Source organism: Pseudomonas sp. SK, assembly GCF_012975065.1.
Classification (GTDB): domain Bacteria; phylum Pseudomonadota; class Gammaproteobacteria; order Pseudomonadales; family Pseudomonadaceae; genus Aquipseudomonas; species Aquipseudomonas anuradhapurensis.
The window spans coordinates 5,260,200-5,276,468 of sequence record NZ_CP051857.1 but is presented as its reverse complement, the minus strand read 5'-3'; the positions used below and the strand labels follow the sequence as shown (position 1 = coordinate 5,276,468).

The 16,269-nt window shown below is 62.5% G+C and carries 11 protein-coding genes; 10 read left to right on the top strand and 1 reads right to left on the bottom strand.

Annotated features, from left to right (window positions below; all coding sequences use genetic code 11):
• The 8 genes from aroK (at position 1) to HG549_RS23925 (ending at position 12,636) form a co-directional block, all read left to right on the top strand.
• On the top strand, positions 1 to 519 hold the full coding sequence (gene aroK, locus HG549_RS23960) for a shikimate kinase AroK (protein WP_170033370.1): 519 nt from the start codon (positions 1 to 3) through the stop codon (positions 517 to 519).
• 97 nt (positions 520 to 616) lie between these two features.
• Complete coding sequence (gene aroB, locus HG549_RS23955; RefSeq protein ID WP_170033368.1) at positions 617 to 1,714, top strand: 3-dehydroquinate synthase; 1,098 nt, start codon at positions 617 to 619, stop codon at positions 1,712 to 1,714.
• Between the two features lie 15 nt (positions 1,715 to 1,729).
• Positions 1,730 to 3,367, top strand: coding sequence for an SPOR domain-containing protein (locus HG549_RS23950; RefSeq protein ID WP_170033366.1), 1,638 nt, complete (start codon positions 1,730 to 1,732; stop codon positions 3,365 to 3,367).
• 372 nt (positions 3,368 to 3,739) lie between these two features.
• Entirely contained in the window at positions 3,740 to 8,185 is a 4,446-nt protein-coding gene (gene gltB, locus HG549_RS23945) for a glutamate synthase large subunit (protein ID WP_170033364.1), read from the top strand.
• Positions 8,186 to 8,291: 106 nt separating this feature from the next.
• Entirely contained in the window at positions 8,292 to 9,710 is a 1,419-nt protein-coding gene (locus HG549_RS23940) for an FAD-dependent oxidoreductase (protein ID WP_170033362.1), read from the top strand.
• Positions 9,711 to 9,945: 235 nt separating this feature from the next.
• On the top strand, positions 9,946 to 11,010 hold the full coding sequence (gene hemE, locus HG549_RS23935) for a uroporphyrinogen decarboxylase (RefSeq protein WP_170033360.1): 1,065 nt from the start codon (positions 9,946 to 9,948) through the stop codon (positions 11,008 to 11,010).
• Between the two features lie 115 nt (positions 11,011 to 11,125).
• On the top strand, positions 11,126 to 11,473 hold the full coding sequence (locus HG549_RS23930; protein WP_170033358.1) for a YgiW/YdeI family stress tolerance OB fold protein: 348 nt from the start codon (positions 11,126 to 11,128) through the stop codon (positions 11,471 to 11,473).
• 227 nt (positions 11,474 to 11,700) lie between these two features.
• Complete coding sequence (locus HG549_RS23925; RefSeq protein ID WP_170033356.1) at positions 11,701 to 12,636, top strand: hypothetical protein; 936 nt, start codon at positions 11,701 to 11,703, stop codon at positions 12,634 to 12,636.
• A 42-nt stretch (positions 12,637 to 12,678) separates the two neighbouring features.
• Here the strand turns inward: HG549_RS23925 and HG549_RS23920 are convergent, their stop codons facing one another.
• A complete protein-coding gene (locus tag HG549_RS23920; RefSeq protein ID WP_256666143.1) occupies positions 12,679 to 13,866 on the bottom strand; it encodes an MFS transporter in 1,188 nt (395 codons plus the stop codon).
• Between the two features lie 165 nt (positions 13,867 to 14,031).
• Between HG549_RS23920 and HG549_RS23915 the strand changes: the two genes are divergently transcribed.
• Entirely contained in the window at positions 14,032 to 14,934 is a 903-nt protein-coding gene (locus HG549_RS23915) for a LysR family transcriptional regulator (protein WP_170033352.1), read from the top strand.
• A 205-nt stretch (positions 14,935 to 15,139) separates the two neighbouring features.
• Positions 15,140 to 15,913, top strand: coding sequence for a ParA family protein (locus HG549_RS23910; protein ID WP_170033350.1), 774 nt, complete (start codon positions 15,140 to 15,142; stop codon positions 15,911 to 15,913).
• Positions 15,914 to 16,269 lie beyond the last annotated feature (356 nt).

Sequence of the window (16,269 nt, the reverse complement as noted above, 5' to 3'; positions counted from 1 at the left end):
GTGCGAAATTTGATACTTGTGGGGCCCATGGGTGCTGGTAAAAGCACCATCGGACGCCTATTGGCCAAAGAGCTGCGCCTGCTGTTCAAGGATTCCGACAAGGAAATCGAACTGCGCTGCGGCGCCAACATCCCGTGGATTTTCGACAAGGAAGGCGAGCCGGGTTTCCGTGATCGCGAACAGGCGATGATCGCCGAGCTGTGCGCACTCGACGGCGTGGTACTGGCCACCGGCGGTGGCGCGGTGATGCGCGAAGCCAATCGCCAGGCGCTGCGCCGCGGTGGCCGGGTGATCTACCTGCATGCTTCGGTGGAGCAGCAGGTTGGCCGCACCGCGCGCGATCGCAATCGCCCCCTGCTGCGCACGGCCAATCCCGAGGCAACCTTGCGCTCCTTGCTGGAGACGCGCGACCCGCTGTACCGCGAAATCGCCGACCTGGTGGTGGAAACCGACGAGCGGCCGCCACGCATGGTGGTGATCGATATTCTCGAGCGCTTGCAGCAGTTGCCGCCCCGTTAACCCGGGACTATTCTCGGCCACCAGCGCCGAGGCGAGGTTGAACGTTACCGCGTGGGCCGCCCCAACGGCGCCGCGCCCAAGCACATTGTGGGGATACATGCAGACACTAAAGGTCGACCTGGGCGAGCGTAGCTACCCGATCTACATTGGCGAAGGCCTGCTGGACCAGCCCGAGCTGCTGGCACCGCATATCGCCGGGCGGCAGGTAGCCATCGTTTCCAACGAAACCGTCGCGCCCCTGTATCTCGAACGCCTGAGCCAGACCCTGGGTGCCTATGCGGTACTGCCGGTGGTGTTGCCCGATGGCGAAGCCCACAAGAACTGGGAAACCCTGCAGCTGATCTTCGACGGCTTGCTGGCGGCGCGCCACGATCGCCGCACCACCGTGGTTGCCCTGGGTGGCGGTGTGATCGGTGACATGGCCGGGTTCGCCGCCGCCTGCTACCAGCGCGGTGTCGACTTCATCCAGGTGCCGACCACGCTATTGTCCCAGGTCGACTCCTCGGTAGGCGGCAAGACCGGTATCAATCACCCGCTGGGCAAGAACATGGTCGGAGCCTTCTACCAGCCCAATGCGGTACTGATCGATACCACCACCCTGAAGACCCTGCCGGCGCGCGAGCTGTCCGCCGGCCTGGCCGAAGTGATCAAGTACGGCCTGATCTGCGACAAGCCATTCCTCGCCTGGCTCGAGGATAATATGCAGGCGCTGCGTGCCCTCGACCCGGCAGCGCTGACCGAAGCCATTCGCCGCTCCTGCGCGGCCAAGGCCGCGGTAGTGGGGGCCGACGAACGTGAGTCGGGCGTGCGTGCCACGCTGAACCTGGGGCATACCTTCGGGCATGCCATCGAGACCCACATGGGCTATGGCGTGTGGCTGCACGGCGAAGCCGTGGCGGCGGGCACGGTGATGGCCCTGGAAATGTCCATGCGCCTTGGCTGGATCAACCAGGCCGAGCGCGATCGCGGAATCCGCCTGTTGCAGGACGCAGGCTTGCCGGTGGTGCCACCACAGGAAATGACCCCGGCGCATTTCATGGAGCACATGGCGGTCGACAAAAAGGTGCTCGACGGTCGTCTGCGTCTGGTGCTGCTGCGCCAGATGGGCGAGGCCGTAGTCACCGACGACTATCCGAAAGAGATTCTACAGGCCACGTTGTCGGCGGATTACCGCGCGATCGTGGCCCAGCTTTGAGGTTGTGACAGCGCAATGACCAGTTTGCATGCCGATGAGGCCTTTCTCGACCATTACCAGTTGAGCCACGATCCGTTCGCACCCCGCGTGCCCGGCTTCAAGTTCTTCCCGGCCCAGCGCAAGCCCGTGCTCGGCCAGTTGCACCACCTGGCGCGCTACAGCCAATTGATGCTGGTGGTCAGCGGCCCGCTGGGCAGCGGCAAGACCTTGCTGCGCCAGGCCCTGGTGGCCAGCACCAACAAGCAGGCGGTGCAGAGCGTCGTGGTGTCTGCCCGGGGCGCCAGTGACGCCGCCAGCGTACTTGGCCAGGTCGCACAGAGCCTGGACGTGGCGCAGCCTGAAATGCAGGCGATCCTGGCCAAGGTGGTGCAGCTGGCATTGACCGGCCAGGAAGTGTATTTGCTGGTGGACGATGCGGAACAACTCGACGAGTCGGCACTCCAAGCGTTGCTGGAATTGGCCGCTGGCGTGCCGGAAGGGCGTCCGCATGTGTTCCTGTTCGGTGAGCCTTCGCTGATTGCCGGGCTGGATGAGCTGAATATCGAGGAAGAACGCTTCCACATCATCGAGCTCGCCCCCTACAGCGAAGAAGAAACCCGCGAGTACCTGGAGCAGCGCCTGGAAGGGGCTGGCCGGGGCATCGAGGTGTTCACCCGCGAACAGATCGTCGATATCCATGAAAACTCTGACGGTTGGCCTGGCAACATCAACCAGGTCGCCCGTGACACTTTGATCGAAGCCATGATCGCCAGCCGCTCGACGGCCAAGCGACCATCCATGGGGTTCAAGATGCCTAAAAAACACGTGCTCGCGCTGTCCGCTGTGGTCGTGGTCGCCGTTGCGGCCGCGGTATTGATGCCCAAGAAAGGTGACAAGGCGCCTGCCGAAGCGCCCGTCGCCCAGGCCCAGTTGCCACTGGGTGAGGGCCAGGGCAACGCTGGCAACCCAGCCATCGAGTTCTCGGGGTCGTCCCAGCCGATGCCGCTGCCACTGGTTGGCCAGTCACAGCCGGTAATGCGCGAGCCGCTGGCCCAGGCCGCAGGCATGGGCGAGGGCGAAGAGGGCAGCCCGGCTGGTGATACCGCGTTGCAGCCTGGCAACCCGCCGCCTACCGTGACCACCATCGCGCCACCGCAAGGCGTGCAGGCAGGTCCGGCGCCGGTACCTGCCCAGCCTGTCGCCGTTGCCCCGGCCCAGCCGGTACAGCCGGTGCAGTCACAGCCGGTTGCGCCTGCGTCTAAACCTGTTGCAACCCAGCCTGCCAAGGCGGTTGCGCCTGCCAAGCCTGCCTCGGCGCCGACCCAGGTCGCCGTGGCCAAGCCGGTCGCCAAGCCTGCCGAGAAGCCGGTGACTGGTGGCGGTGGCAACAGTGGCTGGTACACCGGGCAAAAACCGGGCAACTACGTGGTGCAGATCCTCGGTACCAGCTCCGAAGCGTCAGCCCAGGCCTTCGTCAAGGCCCAGGGTGGCGACTATCGCTACTTCAAGAAAAACCTCCAGGGCAAGCCGCTGTACGTCGTCACCTACGGCAACTTCGCCAGCCGCGATGCTGCGGTTGCGGCAATCAAGAACTTGCCAGCGAAGGTCCAGGCTGGTAAACCTTGGCCACGTACCGTCGGCAGCGTTCAACAAGAGCTTGCCACGGCTCGCTGATTACCTTCCGGGCGGCAACACCCCGCTGCCCAGTTGCTGAGCGATTACAGAACTTCGACTAGCCTGCTGCGCCCGAGCGCGGCAGGCTTTTCTGTCCCAGACTGCCGGCCACAAGCCTTACTTGCAGTCATGGCTGAAACGCTTCAGACTCGAGCCAAGCTGCTATCACGGCGCATGGCGTAAAAACATTCAAAATTGCGACATAAATTTTCAATGGTGAGACATGAAAATTTGTGAGCATCGCTGTCGCTGTGCAACAATGGTTTTCCATGGCCACCGCAAAAAGCTGGCGTTTGATCGGCGTGGATGGTAAGTGGTTGTTAAAAAAGAGATTTACCTCCGTTGAGAGGTGAACCTGGTGAGAATGTGTCTATGAAAACAGGTCTGTACCATCCCGAAGAATTCAAGGACAACTGTGGTTTTGGCCTGATCGCCCACATGACGGGCGAACCGAGCCACCACCTTCTGCAAACCGCCATGCAGGCATTGACTTGCATGACTCACCGCGGCGGCATCAACGCCGACGGCAAGACCGGTGACGGTTGCGGCCTGCTGATGCAGAAGCCCGATCAGTTCCTGCGTGCCGTGGCCCAGGAGCATTTCGCCGTCGAGCTGCCCAGGCAATATGCCGTCGGCATGGTGTTCTTCAACCAGGACCCGGTCAAAGCCGAAGCAGCGCGTGCCAACATGGACCGCGAAATCCTCGCCGCCGGCCTCAAGCTGGTCGGCTGGCGCAAGGTGCCGATCGACACCAGCGTACTCGGCCGCCTGGCCCTGGAGCGCCTGCCGCAGATCGAGCAGGTGTTCATCGGCGGCGAAGGCCTGAGCGACCAGGAATTCGCCATCAAGCTGTTCAGCGCCCGTCGCCGTTCGTCGGTGGCCAACGCCCACGATGTCGACCACTACATCTGCAGCTTCTCGCACAAGACCATCATCTACAAAGGCCTGATGATGCCGCGCGATCTGGCGGCGTTCTACCCGGACCTGGGTGACGAGCGCCTGCAAACCGCGATCTGCGTGTTCCACCAGCGCTTCTCCACCAACACCCTGCCGAAATGGCCGCTGGCGCAGCCATTCCGCTTCCTCGCCCACAACGGCGAGATCAACACCATCACCGGCAACCGCAACTGGGCCATGGCCCGTCGCACCAAGTTCGCCAACGACCTGATCCCCGACCTCGAAGAACTCGGCCCGCTGGTCAACCGCGTCGGTTCCGACTCTTCGAGCATGGACAACATGCTCGAGCTGATGGTTACCGGTGGCATCGACCTGTTCCGTGGTGTGCGCATGCTGGTACCGCCAGCCTGGCAGAACGTCGAGACCATGGACGCCGACCTGCGCGCCTTCTACGAATACAACTCCATGCACATGGAGCCGTGGGATGGCCCGGCCGGTATCGTCATGACCGAAGGCCGCCACGCGGTGTGCCTGCTCGATCGCAACGGCCTGCGCCCGGCGCGCTGGGTGACCACCAAGAACGGCTACATCACCCTGGCGTCGGAAATCGGCGTATGGGACTACAAGCCAGAGGACGTCATCGCCAAGGGCCGGGTCGGCCCGGGGCAGATCTTCGCCGTCGACACTGAAACCGGCCAGATCCTCGATACCGATGCCATCGACAACCGCCTGAAGTCGCGCCACCCGTACAAGCGCTGGCTGCGTCAGCATGCCACGCGCATCCAGGCGACGCTGACCGACGACCAGGGCGTGGCCAGCTACGACGCTGACCAGCTCAAGCAATACATGAAGATGTTCCAGGTCACCTTCGAAGAGCGTGACCAGGTACTGCGCCCGCTGGGTGAACAGGGCCAGGAAGCGGTCGGTTCGATGGGGGACGACACGCCGATGGCGGTGCTGTCGCAGCGCGTGCGCTCGCCTTACGACTTCTTCCGCCAGCAGTTCGCCCAGGTGACCAACCCGCCGATCGACCCGCTGCGCGAAGCGATCGTCATGTCCCTGGAAATCTGCCTCGGCGCCGAGCGCAATATCTTCCAGGAGTCCCCGGAGCACGCCTCGCGGGTGATCCTCAGCTCGCCGGTCATCTCGCCTGCCAAGTGGCGCTCGCTGATGAACCTGGAGCGTGAAGGCTTCGACCGCCAGCTGATCGACCTCAACTATGAAGAGAGCGTCGGCCTGGAGGCGGCCATCCGCAACATCGCCGACCAGGCTGAAGAAGCGGTGCGCAGCGGCAAGACCCAACTGGTGCTGAGCGACCGCTACATCGCCCCGGGCAAGCTGCCGGTGCATGCCTCGCTGGCCGTTGGCGCGGTGCACCACCGCCTGACCGAGCAGGGCCTGCGCTGCGACAGCAACATCCTGGTGGAAACCGCTACCGCCCGCGACCCGCACCACTTCGCGGTGCTGCTGGGCTTCGGTGCCTCGGCCGTGTACCCATACCTGGCCTACGAAGTGCTGGCCGACCTGATCCGCACCGGCGAAGTGCTGGGTGACCTGGACGAAGTCTTCAAGTACTACCGCAAGGGCATCTCCAAGGGCCTGTTGAAGATCCTGTCGAAGATGGGCATCTCGACCATCGCCTCGTACCGCGGTGCGCAGCTGTTCGAAGCCATTGGCCTGTCCGAGGAAGTGGTTGGCCTGAGCTTCAAGGGCGTGTCCAGCCGCATCAAGGGTGCGCGCTTCGAAGACCTGGAAAGCGACCAGAAGCTGCTGGCTGCCGAAGCCTGGAGCGCGCGCAAGCCGATCCAGCAAGGCGGCCTGCTGAAGTTCGTCCACGGTGGCGAATACCACGCTTACAACCCGGACGTGGTCAACACCCTGCAGGCTGCGGTGCAACAGGGCGACTACGCCAAGTTCAAGGAATACACCACGCTGGTGGACCAGCGCCCGGTGTCGATGATCCGCGACCTGCTGAAGGTGAAAGTGGCTGACCAGCCGCTGCCGCTGGAGCAGATCGAGCCGCTGGAGGCCATTCTCAAGCGCTTCGACTCCGCTGGTATTTCGCTGGGCGCGTTGTCGCCAGAGGCGCATGAGGCGTTGGCCGAGGCCATGAACCGCCTGGGTGCGCGCTCCAACTCCGGTGAGGGCGGTGAAGACCCGTCGCGCTACGGCACTATCAAGAGCTCGAAGATCAAGCAGGTGGCCACCGGTCGCTTTGGCGTGACCCCGGAATACCTGGTCAACGCCGAAGTGCTGCAGATCAAGGTTGCCCAGGGCGCCAAGCCCGGCGAGGGCGGCCAGCTGCCAGGCGGCAAGGTCAACGGCCTGATCGCCAAGCTGCGCTACGCGGTGCCGGGTGTGACCCTGATTTCGCCACCACCGCACCATGACATCTACTCGATCGAAGACCTGGCCCAGCTGATCTACGACCTCAAGCAGGTCAACCCGCAGGCCCTGGTATCGGTCAAGCTGGTCGCTGAAGCCGGTGTCGGCACCATCGCCGCCGGTGTGGCCAAGGCCTACGCTGACCTCATCACCATCTCGGGTTACGACGGTGGTACCGGTGCTTCGCCGCTGACTTCGATCAAGTATGCCGGTGCCCCGTGGGAGCTGGGCCTGGCCGAAACCCACCAGACCCTGCGCGGCAACGACCTGCGCGGCAAGGTACGGGTACAGACCGACGGTGGCCTGAAAACCGGCTTGGACGTGATCAAGGCGGCCATCCTTGGCGCCGAGAGCTTCGGCTTCGGTACTGCACCGATGATCGCCCTGGGCTGCAAGTACCTGCGCATCTGCCACCTGAACAACTGCGCTACCGGCGTGGCCACCCAGAACGACAAGCTGCGCAAGGACCACTACATCGGCACCGTCGACATGGTGATCAACTTCTTCACCTTCGTCGCCGAAGAAACCCGTGAATGGCTGGCCAAGCTGGGCGTGCGCAGCCTGGGCGAGCTGATCGGGCGTACCGACCTGCTCGATGTACTGCCAGGCGACACCGAGCGCCAGCAGTACCTCGACCTGTCGCCGCTGCTGGGCAGCTCGCACATCCCGGCGGACAAGCCGCAGTTCTGCGAAGTAGACAAGAACCCGCCGTTCGACAAGGGCGAGCTGGCCGAGAAAATGGTCGAAATGGCCATGCCGGCCATCCGTGACCAGGCCGGTGGCGAGTTCAGCCTCGACATCTGCAACTGCGACCGCTCCATCGGTGCCCGCGTGTCGGGCGAGATCGCCCGCCTGCATGGCAACCAGGGCATGGCTGCAGCGCCGATCACCTTCCGCTTCAAGGGCACTGCGGGGCAGAGCTTCGGCGTGTGGAACGCCGGGGGCCTGAACCTGCACCTGGAAGGCGACGCCAACGACTACGTCGGCAAGGGCATGACCGGTGGCAAGATCACCATCGTGCCACCAGCCGGCAGCCCGTTCGAAACCCAGCACAGCGCCATCGTCGGCAACACCTGCCTGTACGGGGCCACTGGCGGCAAGCTGTTCGCTGCCGGTACCGCGGGCGAGCGCTTCGCTGTGCGTAACTCTGGCGCCCACGCGATTGTCGAGGGCACTGGCGATCACTGCTGTGAATACATGACCGGCGGCTTTGTCTGCGTGTTGGGCAAGACCGGTTACAACTTCGGTTCTGGCATGACTGGCGGCTTCGCCTACGTGCTCGACATGGACAATACCTTCGTCGACAAACTCAACCACGAGCTGGTGGAAATCCAGCGGATCAGTGGTGAAGCGATGGAGGCCTATCGCAGCCACCTGGCGCGAGTTCTTGCCGAGTACGTCGAGGAGACCGGCAGCGAGTGGGGGCGTGAGCTCTCGGAGAACCTGGACGACTACGTGCGGCGCTTCTGGCTGGTCAAGCCGAAGGCGGCCAACCTGAAGCAACTGCTGTCCAGCACCCGTGCCAACCCGCAGTAACAACAGCTGCAAGTGACGGCCCCGTGCGCGGGGCCTGTCGTGCTCAAGTGATCGTCTTGCAGCTTGCAGCCTGAGGCTGGCAACTGCGGTAAAGAGGTTTTGAAAAATGGCTGAACGTCTGAACAACGACTTCCAGTTCATCGAAGTGGGCCGCAAGGACCCAAAGAAAAAGCTGCTGCGCCAGCGCAAGAAGGAGTTCGTGGAAATCTACGAGCCGTTCAAGCCGCAGCAGTCCGTGGAGCAGGCGCACCGCTGCCTGGGCTGCGGTAACCCGTATTGCGAATGGAAGTGCCCGGTCCACAACTTCATCCCCAACTGGCTGAAGCTGGTTTCCGAAGGCAACATCCTGGCGGCGGCCGAGCTGTCGCACCAGACCAACACCCTGCCGGAAGTGTGCGGCCGCGTATGCCCGCAGGACCGCCTGTGCGAGGGCGCCTGTACCCTTAACGACGGCTTCGGCGCGGTGACCATCGGTTCGGTCGAGAAGTACATCACCGACACCGCCTTTGCCATGGGCTGGCGCCCGGACATGTCCAAGGTCAAGCCCACCGGCAAGCGTGTCGCCATCATTGGCGCCGGCCCGGCCGGCCTGGGCTGCGCCGATGTGCTGGTGCGTGCTGGGGTGACCCCGGTGGTATTCGACCGTAACCCGGAAATCGGCGGCCTGCTGACCTTCGGCATTCCCGAGTTCAAGCTGGAAAAGACCGTGCTCAGCAACCGCCGCGAAGTGTTCACCGGCATGGGGATCGAGTTCCGCTTGAACACCGAGGTGGGCAAGGACGTGACCATGGAGCAACTGCTCGCCGAGTACGACGCGGTGTTCATGGGCATGGGCACCTACACCTACATGAAGGGTGGCTTCCCCGGTGAGGACCTGCCGGGCGTGCACGACGCGCTGGACTTCCTGATCGCCAACGTCAACCGCAACCTGGGCTTCGAGAAGTCGCCGGAAGATTTCGTCGACATGCAGGGCAAGAAGGTGGTGGTGCTCGGGGGTGGTGACACCGCGATGGACTGCAACCGTACCTCGATCCGCCAGGGCGCCAAGTCGGTGACCTGTGCCTATCGTCGTGACGAGGCGAACATGCCGGGTTCGCGCCGTGAGGTGAAGAACGCCAAGGAAGAAGGCGTGAAGTTCCTCTACAACCGCCAGCCGATCGCCATTGTCGGCGAAGACAAGGTCGAAGGCGTGAAGGTGGTCGAGACCCGTCTGGGCGAGCCGGATGCGCGTGGCCGCCGCAGCCCTGAGCCGATCCCGGGTTCGGAAGAAATCCTGCCGGCCGATGCCGTGGTGATCGCTTTCGGCTTCCGCCCAAGCCCGGCGCCGTGGTTCGAGCAGCATGGCATCCAGCTGGACAGCCAGGGCCGCGTGGTGGCGCCGGAGAAGGGCCAGTTCAAGCACCAGACCAGCAACCCGAAGGTATTTGCCGGGGGCGACATGGTGCGTGGTTCGGACCTGGTGGTGACGGCGATCTTCGAAGGGCGTACTGCTGCCGAGGGGATCCTCGACTACCTCGAAGTCTGATGGCACATAGGGGCCGCTTTGCGGCCCATCGCGACACAAGGCCGCTCCTACAGGGATCGCATATGTCCTGTAGGAGCGGCCTTGTGTCGCGATGGGCTGCAAAGCAGCCCCAAAGGCTTTTTTGTATACAAGATTGCTTGATCCATGGCATCCAATAGACAAAACGCATGGCCCTGACCGTGCCTTTTGCGCTGGCGTCTGAGAAAATGCCCGCACTTTTTTTCCGGATGCCGACATGACTGCCCTGAAGAACGATCGTTTCCTGCGTGCACTGCTCAAGCAACCCGTAGACGTCACCCCGGTGTGGATGATGCGCCAGGCCGGCCGCTATCTGCCGGAGTACCGCGCCAGCCGCGCCAAGGCCGGTGACTTCATGAGCCTGTGCATGAACCCGCAGTTCGCCTGCGAGGTCACCCTGCAGCCGCTGGACCGCTACCCGCTGGATGCGGCGATCCTGTTCTCGGACATTCTCACCATCCCTGACGCCATGGGCCTGGGCTTGTACTTCGAAACCGGCGAAGGCCCGCGCTTCAAGAAGGTCATCAGCACCCCGGCCGATATCGAAGCGCTGCCAATCCCCGACCCACAGAAAGACCTCGGCTATGTGATGGACGCGGTCAGCACCATCCGCCGCGAGCTCAACGGCCGCGTGCCGCTGATCGGCTTCTCCGGTAGCCCATGGACCTTGGCCACCTACATGGTCGAAGGCGGCTCGTCGAAGGACTTCCGCAAGACCAAGGCAATGGCCTACGACAACCCGCAAGCCCTGCACCTGCTGCTGGACAAGCTGGCGCAGTCGGTGACCAGCTACCTCAACGGCCAGATCCTCGCTGGCGCCCAGGCCGTGCAGATCTTCGACACCTGGGGCGGCAACCTGTCGGCGGCGGCCTACCAGGAATTCTCCCTGGCCTACATGCGCAAGATCGTCAGCGGCCTGATCCGCGAGCACGAAGGGCGCAAGGTGCCGGTAATCCTGTTCACCAAGAATGGCGGCCTGTGGCTGGAAAGCATCGCCGAAGCCGGTGCCGATGCGCTGGGCCTGGACTGGACCTGCGAGATCGGCGATGCCCGGCGCCGCGTGGGTGCCAAGGTGGCGTTGCAGGGCAACATGGACCCAACCGTGCTGTACGCCAAGCCCGAGGCCATCCGCAAGGAAGTCGCGCGGATCCTGGCCAGTTACGGCCATGGCACAGGCCACGTGTTCAACCTGGGCCACGGCATCACCCCGGAAGTCGACCCGGAGCACGCAGGCGTGTTCATCAATGCCGTGCATGAGCTGTCGGCGCAATACCATCAGTGAGCTGATCGCTGAAAGCCGAAGCCCGGCCAAGTGCCGGGCTTTTTGTTGCGTTAAGTTTTAATTCAGCGATCGTCGCTAATCTGGTCCTATCGAAACCAAACAGGACCTGATCCTCATGAAAACCCGCTACCTCGCCCTGATCCTCGCACCGCTGTTCAGCACTGCCGCCCTGGCTGCCGGCTACACCGGCCCCGGTGCCCAGTCGGTTACCACCGTTGCCGCCGCCAATGACGCTGCCGATGACACCCCAGTGGTACTGCAGGGGTTTGTGACCAAGAAGATCAACAACGACGACAAGTACGAGTTCAAGGACAACACCGGCACCATCACCGTGGAAATCGATGATGAAGACCTGCCGCAGATGCCGTTCAACGACAAGACCCGGGTCAAGCTGACGGGTGAGGTGGAGAAGCACCTGATGAGCCGCGAGGTGGATGTGGACCTTGTGGAAATCGTCAACTGAACCCCGGCGAAAGCCTGCCAATGCGCAGGCTTTCAACTGTGTTGGCCTGTATGCATCGAATAGAGCAGAACGAAAGGCTTTCCTTGCGGGCAACCTGCTGTTGTGGTTGTTACAGACAAATCACCAGGAGTTTGGCTTTCGACCTGACCAGTTTTATCTGACTGCGGGCGCTTGTTACCGGCGAATACTGTTCAGCCTCCGACGAACAGCTTTCAAAGGCACAACCCATGAAATTGCCAGACCTGCACTACAGGCCTTTCAGGCTTTTCTCAATACCAGCGCTCACCTGTCTTTTCTACCTGGCGCTATCGATCCAGATGCCTGCTGCATGTGCCGCCGTTCTGCCCGAATGGCAGCAGATTGGTGATATCGACGCTCAACCTGACCTGGAAATAGGGGATCAGGTGCGTGCCTTGGCGCTGACCAACAGAACCATTCGTGAAGAACACTCTGCGATCATTTCGATAACGGAAGAGAGCGAAAGGCGCGGTGGCAACTGGTCGCGCAAACTCGCGCAACGCATCAATGCAGTCAATGCGGATTTCCCTATCCGTGCAGGCCAATTGCACACCAGTGGCAGTATCCAGCCAGTTGTCGGAAAAAACGCGATCTACGCAAGCCATGAAGCAGTGGTCAATGGCTTTGAGCTGATCGTTGTCAGGGCACCCGACAGGGCGGTGAAGCCGCAGGATATTCAGCCCTTCTATGGCATTTACGAGGGCAAGACGAGCGTGAGCTTTACCGTAACAACCGATCGTCCGATCTACATGATTGCGACCTTGCTGAACCAGCGCGGCGTCTCGGTAGGTTCCACCACCGAATGGGTGGATACGCGTACCAAATCCATTTCTCTTGATGCGCGCAGTGCGCCAGGAACCCATACCCTGAAACTGCAGGCCGTACATGACTCGCTGTGGGTTATCGACGAAAAGCGTTTCGTGGTTGAGGTGATACCTGCAGCGGGCGAACGTTATGACTTCATCTTTCCAGCGGCATTGTCCGGCTACCAGTCGGGCACTCGAGTTTTGCAACCCAAGACAGGTGATATCTACGAGTGCAGGTCATTCCCGCGCGAAGGATGGTGCAGAAATTACTCCCACAACGACAGCCAATATGAGCCGGGTATCGGTGAGGCATGGCAGGAAGCCTGGATCAGACGTTGATGTGTTTGCAGCAGGCGGGTGGCCCTGGCAGCCACCTCTCGGTCAGGCGGTCTTCGGCGCCAGCCTGCTCAGGTGCAATGCCACCAGCAACGCCACCGCCAGCAGACTGCCAATGAACAACCCGATGCCATTCCAGCCCCACTGGTGCCAGAAAAAACCACCCGTGGTGCCCGCTACGCTCGACCCTGCGTAATAGCTGAACAGGTACAGCGATGAAGCTTGCCCCTTGGCTTTCAGCGCCCGGCGGCCGATCCAGCTGCTGGCCACCGAATGCGCGCCAAAGAAGCCGAAGGTGAACACCAGCATGCCCAGGATCACCGCCGCAAGCGGGCTGGCCAAGGTCATCAGCAAGCCACTCGCCATCACCACGATACTGGCCCAGAACACCTTGCGCCGGCCCAGCTTGTCGGCCAAAGCGCCGACCTGCGCCGAGCTGTAGATGCCCGACAGGTACACCACCGACAGCAAGCCGACCAGCGCCTGGTTCATATGGTAGGGCTCGGCCAGCAGGCGATAGCCGATGTAGTTGAACAGGGTGACGAAGGCGCCCATCAACAGGAAGGCCTCAAGGAACAGCCAGGGCAGGCCGGCATCCTTGAAGTGCATGACAAAGCCATCCAGCAGGCTACGCGGGTTCATTGCCTGTGGGCGGAAGTTGCGCGACTCGGGCAGCACTTTCCAGAACACCAGCGCGGCTGCCAAGGCCAGGCCACCGATGGTCAGCATCGCCGTATGCCAACTGACGAAATCGATCAATACACCCGTGATCAGGCGCCCGCTCATGCCGCCAATGGCATTGCCGCCAATGTACAGGCCCATGGCCAGGCCGATGTGCTGCGGGTGGATTTCCTCGCTCAGGTAGGTCATCGCCACTGCCGCCAGGCCGCTCAGCGACAGGCCGACCAGAGCGCGGGTGGCCAGGACCAGCTCCCAGCTGGGCATCACCGCGCTGGCCAAGGTGGACAGGGCCGCGCAAGCCAGGGCAAACACCATCACCGGCTTGCGGCCGATGCGGTCGGAAATGGGCCCGGTGATCAACAGGCCGAACGCCAGCATCGCCGTCGATACCGACAGCACCAGGCTGCTTTGCGCCGCGTTGATGGCAAATTCCTTGGACAGCAGCGGCATCATCGGCTGTACGCAATACAGCAGGGCGAAGGTGGCGAAGCCGCCGCTGAACAGCGCCAGTACGGTCTTCAGGAAGGCAGGCGTGCCCTTTTCGATCCACATTTCGTTCAAGGGGGCGGGTTCCGGCTCGGCAGGAAGGGGCGCTACGGCAGTTTTCACGGGCGGGGACCTCTGACGCAATGAAAAAATCATATAGCTGGCTAATGATTAGTTCCAATATATTGTTCGACCTATTTAAGATGTTTAGCGACTTGTTCGGAGCCGATCATGGAACTGCGCCACCTGCGGTACTTCATTGCCGTGGCCGAGGAATTGCACTTTGGCCGTGCCGCCCAGCAACTGGGCATCTCGCAGCCGCCCTTGAGCCAGCAGATCCAGGCGCTGGAGCAGGAACTGGGCGCGCGGCTGTTCGAACGCACCAACCGGCGGGTCGAGCTGAGCGAGGCGGGGCGGTTGTTCCTCGACGAAGCCCGCCAGGTGCTGGCGCAGGTGGAAAAGGCGGCCGATGTGGCGCGGCGGGCGCAATTGGGCGAGCTGGGCGAAATGAAGATCGGCTTCACCTCCTCGGCTCCGTTCACCTCGAAGATTCCCAAAGCCATCCATGCGTTTCGCCAGCGCTTCCCGGCGGTGCACCTGAGCCTCAGGGAAATGAGCAGCCGCGATGTCGCCGAGGGGGTGTTCGATGAATCGATCGAAGTGGGGCTGATGCGGCCGATGCCGCTGCCGGAAGGCTTGCTGGCCACCGAGCTGTTCAGCGAGCCGCTGGTGGCGGTGATCAACGCGTCGCACCCGCTGGCCGAGGGCACTGACCATGGCCTGCACATGGCGGCGTTGGCCCATGAGCCGTTCGTGTTCTTCCCGCGCAGTTATGGCAGCGGCTTGCATGCGCAGTTGCTGAGCCTGGCGCGGCAGGCGGGGTTCAGCCCGCATTTCGCCCAGGAGGCGGGCGAGGCGATGACCATCATCGGCCTGGTGTCGGCGGGCCTGGGGGTTTCGGTGCTGCCGGCGTCGTTCCAGCGCATGCGCATCGAAGGGGTGGTGTACCGCACCTTGCTCGATGAAGGGGCGATGACGGCGGTATGGCTGGTACAGCGCGAGCGCGGCAGGTCGGCAATGGCCAAAGCGTTTGCCGAGTTGCTTACGGGGCGGGTGGCTGGCGAGGCAGTCTAGTTGCCCGACCCGGCTTGATCGCCGGCAAGCCAGCTGCCACCGCCGCTGCATCGGCTCCAAGGCATGGGCGCTACCTGTGGCAGCCGGCGTGCCGGCGATAAGGCCAGAGCAGGCAGTACAACACCGTTGCTCCGGGCAAATGGCACTGGCCATTGCTGCCGCGCCGCCACATACTCGGGCATTCGTTGAAACACGGAGGTCAATCATGCGGCGCGTGGTGTTCAATCAGAAAGGTGGCGTGGGCAAGTCGAGCATCGCCTGCAACCTGGCGGCGGTCAGTGCCAATGAAGGCTACCGAACCCTGCTGATCGACCTGGATGCCCAGGCCAACTCGACCCAGTACCTCACCGGGCTCACCGGCGAGGACATTCCCATGGGCATCGCCGATTTCTTCAAGCAGAGCCTGTCCAGCGGGCCGTTCAGCAAGAAGAACAAGGTCGATATCTACGAAACCCCGTTCGATAACCTGCACGTGGTCACTGCCACTGCCGAGCTGGCCGACCTGCAGCCGAAGCTGGAGGCCAAGCACAAGATCAACAAGCTGCGTAAGTTGCTCGATGAACTGGACGAGGATTACGAGCGGATCTATATCGATACGCCTCCGGCGCTGAATTTCTACGCGGTTTCCGCGCTGATCGCCGCCGATCGCGTGCTGATTCCCTTCGACTGCGACAGTTTCTCGCGCCAGGCCCTGTATGGCCTGCTGGCCGAGATCGAAGAGCTCAAGGAAGACCACAACGAAGACCTGGTGGTCGAAGGCATCGTGGTCAACCAGTTCCAGTCCCGCGCCAGCCTGCCGCAGCAGATGCTCGATGAGCTGCTGGAAGAGGGCCTGCCGGTGCTACCGGTGTACCTGGGCAGTTCGGTGAAGATGCGTGAATCACACCACGCCAGCCTGCCGCTGATTCACCTGGAACCCAGGCACAAGCTGACCCAGCAGTTTGTCGAGTTGCACGATTTGCTTGAGGAGAATGGCTGAGGATCTTCAGCGCCTGTGAGACCGAGCGCCGCCCGTGCGGCGCATCGCGGATAAATCCGCTCCTACATCTGTTGCAACGTGCCGAACCTGACAGGCCAGGGTTGCCCGCCGTGGTGCTTGTCTCAAGTTAGGTGAGGCGGCATCAATGCCCACTTCAAAATCCAGGCATGCAAACAAGGCTGACACCATGGCCTTACAGGCATGGCCACGTTGCAACAGATGTAGGAGCGGATTTATCCGCGATGCGCCGCGCGGGCGGCGCTCGATCTCATAGGCGCCACCTTGCGTAAGGTGTTCGCCTGGTTGCCCTGATGCAGTCCGAAGCGGAGCCAAATGAACTCGTCACCGCGATAGAG

Bases quoted from the DNA above. Each gene is read 5' to 3' on its own strand.
- aroB (WP_170033368.1), top strand. From the start codon at position 617: ATGCAGACACTAAAGGTCGACCTGGGCGAGCGTAGCTACCCGATCTAC.
- HG549_RS23950 (WP_170033366.1), top strand. From the start codon at position 1,730: ATGACCAGTTTGCATGCCGATGAGGCCTTTCTCGACCATTACCAGTTG.
- gltB (WP_170033364.1), top strand. From the start codon at position 3,740: ATGAAAACAGGTCTGTACCATCCCGAAGAATTCAAGGACAACTGTGGT.
- HG549_RS23940 (WP_170033362.1), top strand. From the start codon at position 8,292: ATGGCTGAACGTCTGAACAACGACTTCCAGTTCATCGAAGTGGGCCGC.
- hemE (WP_170033360.1), top strand. From the start codon at position 9,946: ATGACTGCCCTGAAGAACGATCGTTTCCTGCGTGCACTGCTCAAGCAA.
- HG549_RS23930 (WP_170033358.1), top strand. From the start codon at position 11,126: ATGAAAACCCGCTACCTCGCCCTGATCCTCGCACCGCTGTTCAGCACT.
- HG549_RS23925 (WP_170033356.1), top strand. From the start codon at position 11,701: ATGAAATTGCCAGACCTGCACTACAGGCCTTTCAGGCTTTTCTCAATA.
- HG549_RS23920 (WP_256666143.1), bottom strand. From the start codon at position 13,866: ATGTGGATCGAAAAGGGCACGCCTGCCTTCCTGAAGACCGTACTGGCG.
- HG549_RS23915 (WP_170033352.1), top strand. From the start codon at position 14,032: ATGGAACTGCGCCACCTGCGGTACTTCATTGCCGTGGCCGAGGAATTG.
- HG549_RS23910 (WP_170033350.1), top strand. From the start codon at position 15,140: ATGCGGCGCGTGGTGTTCAATCAGAAAGGTGGCGTGGGCAAGTCGAGC.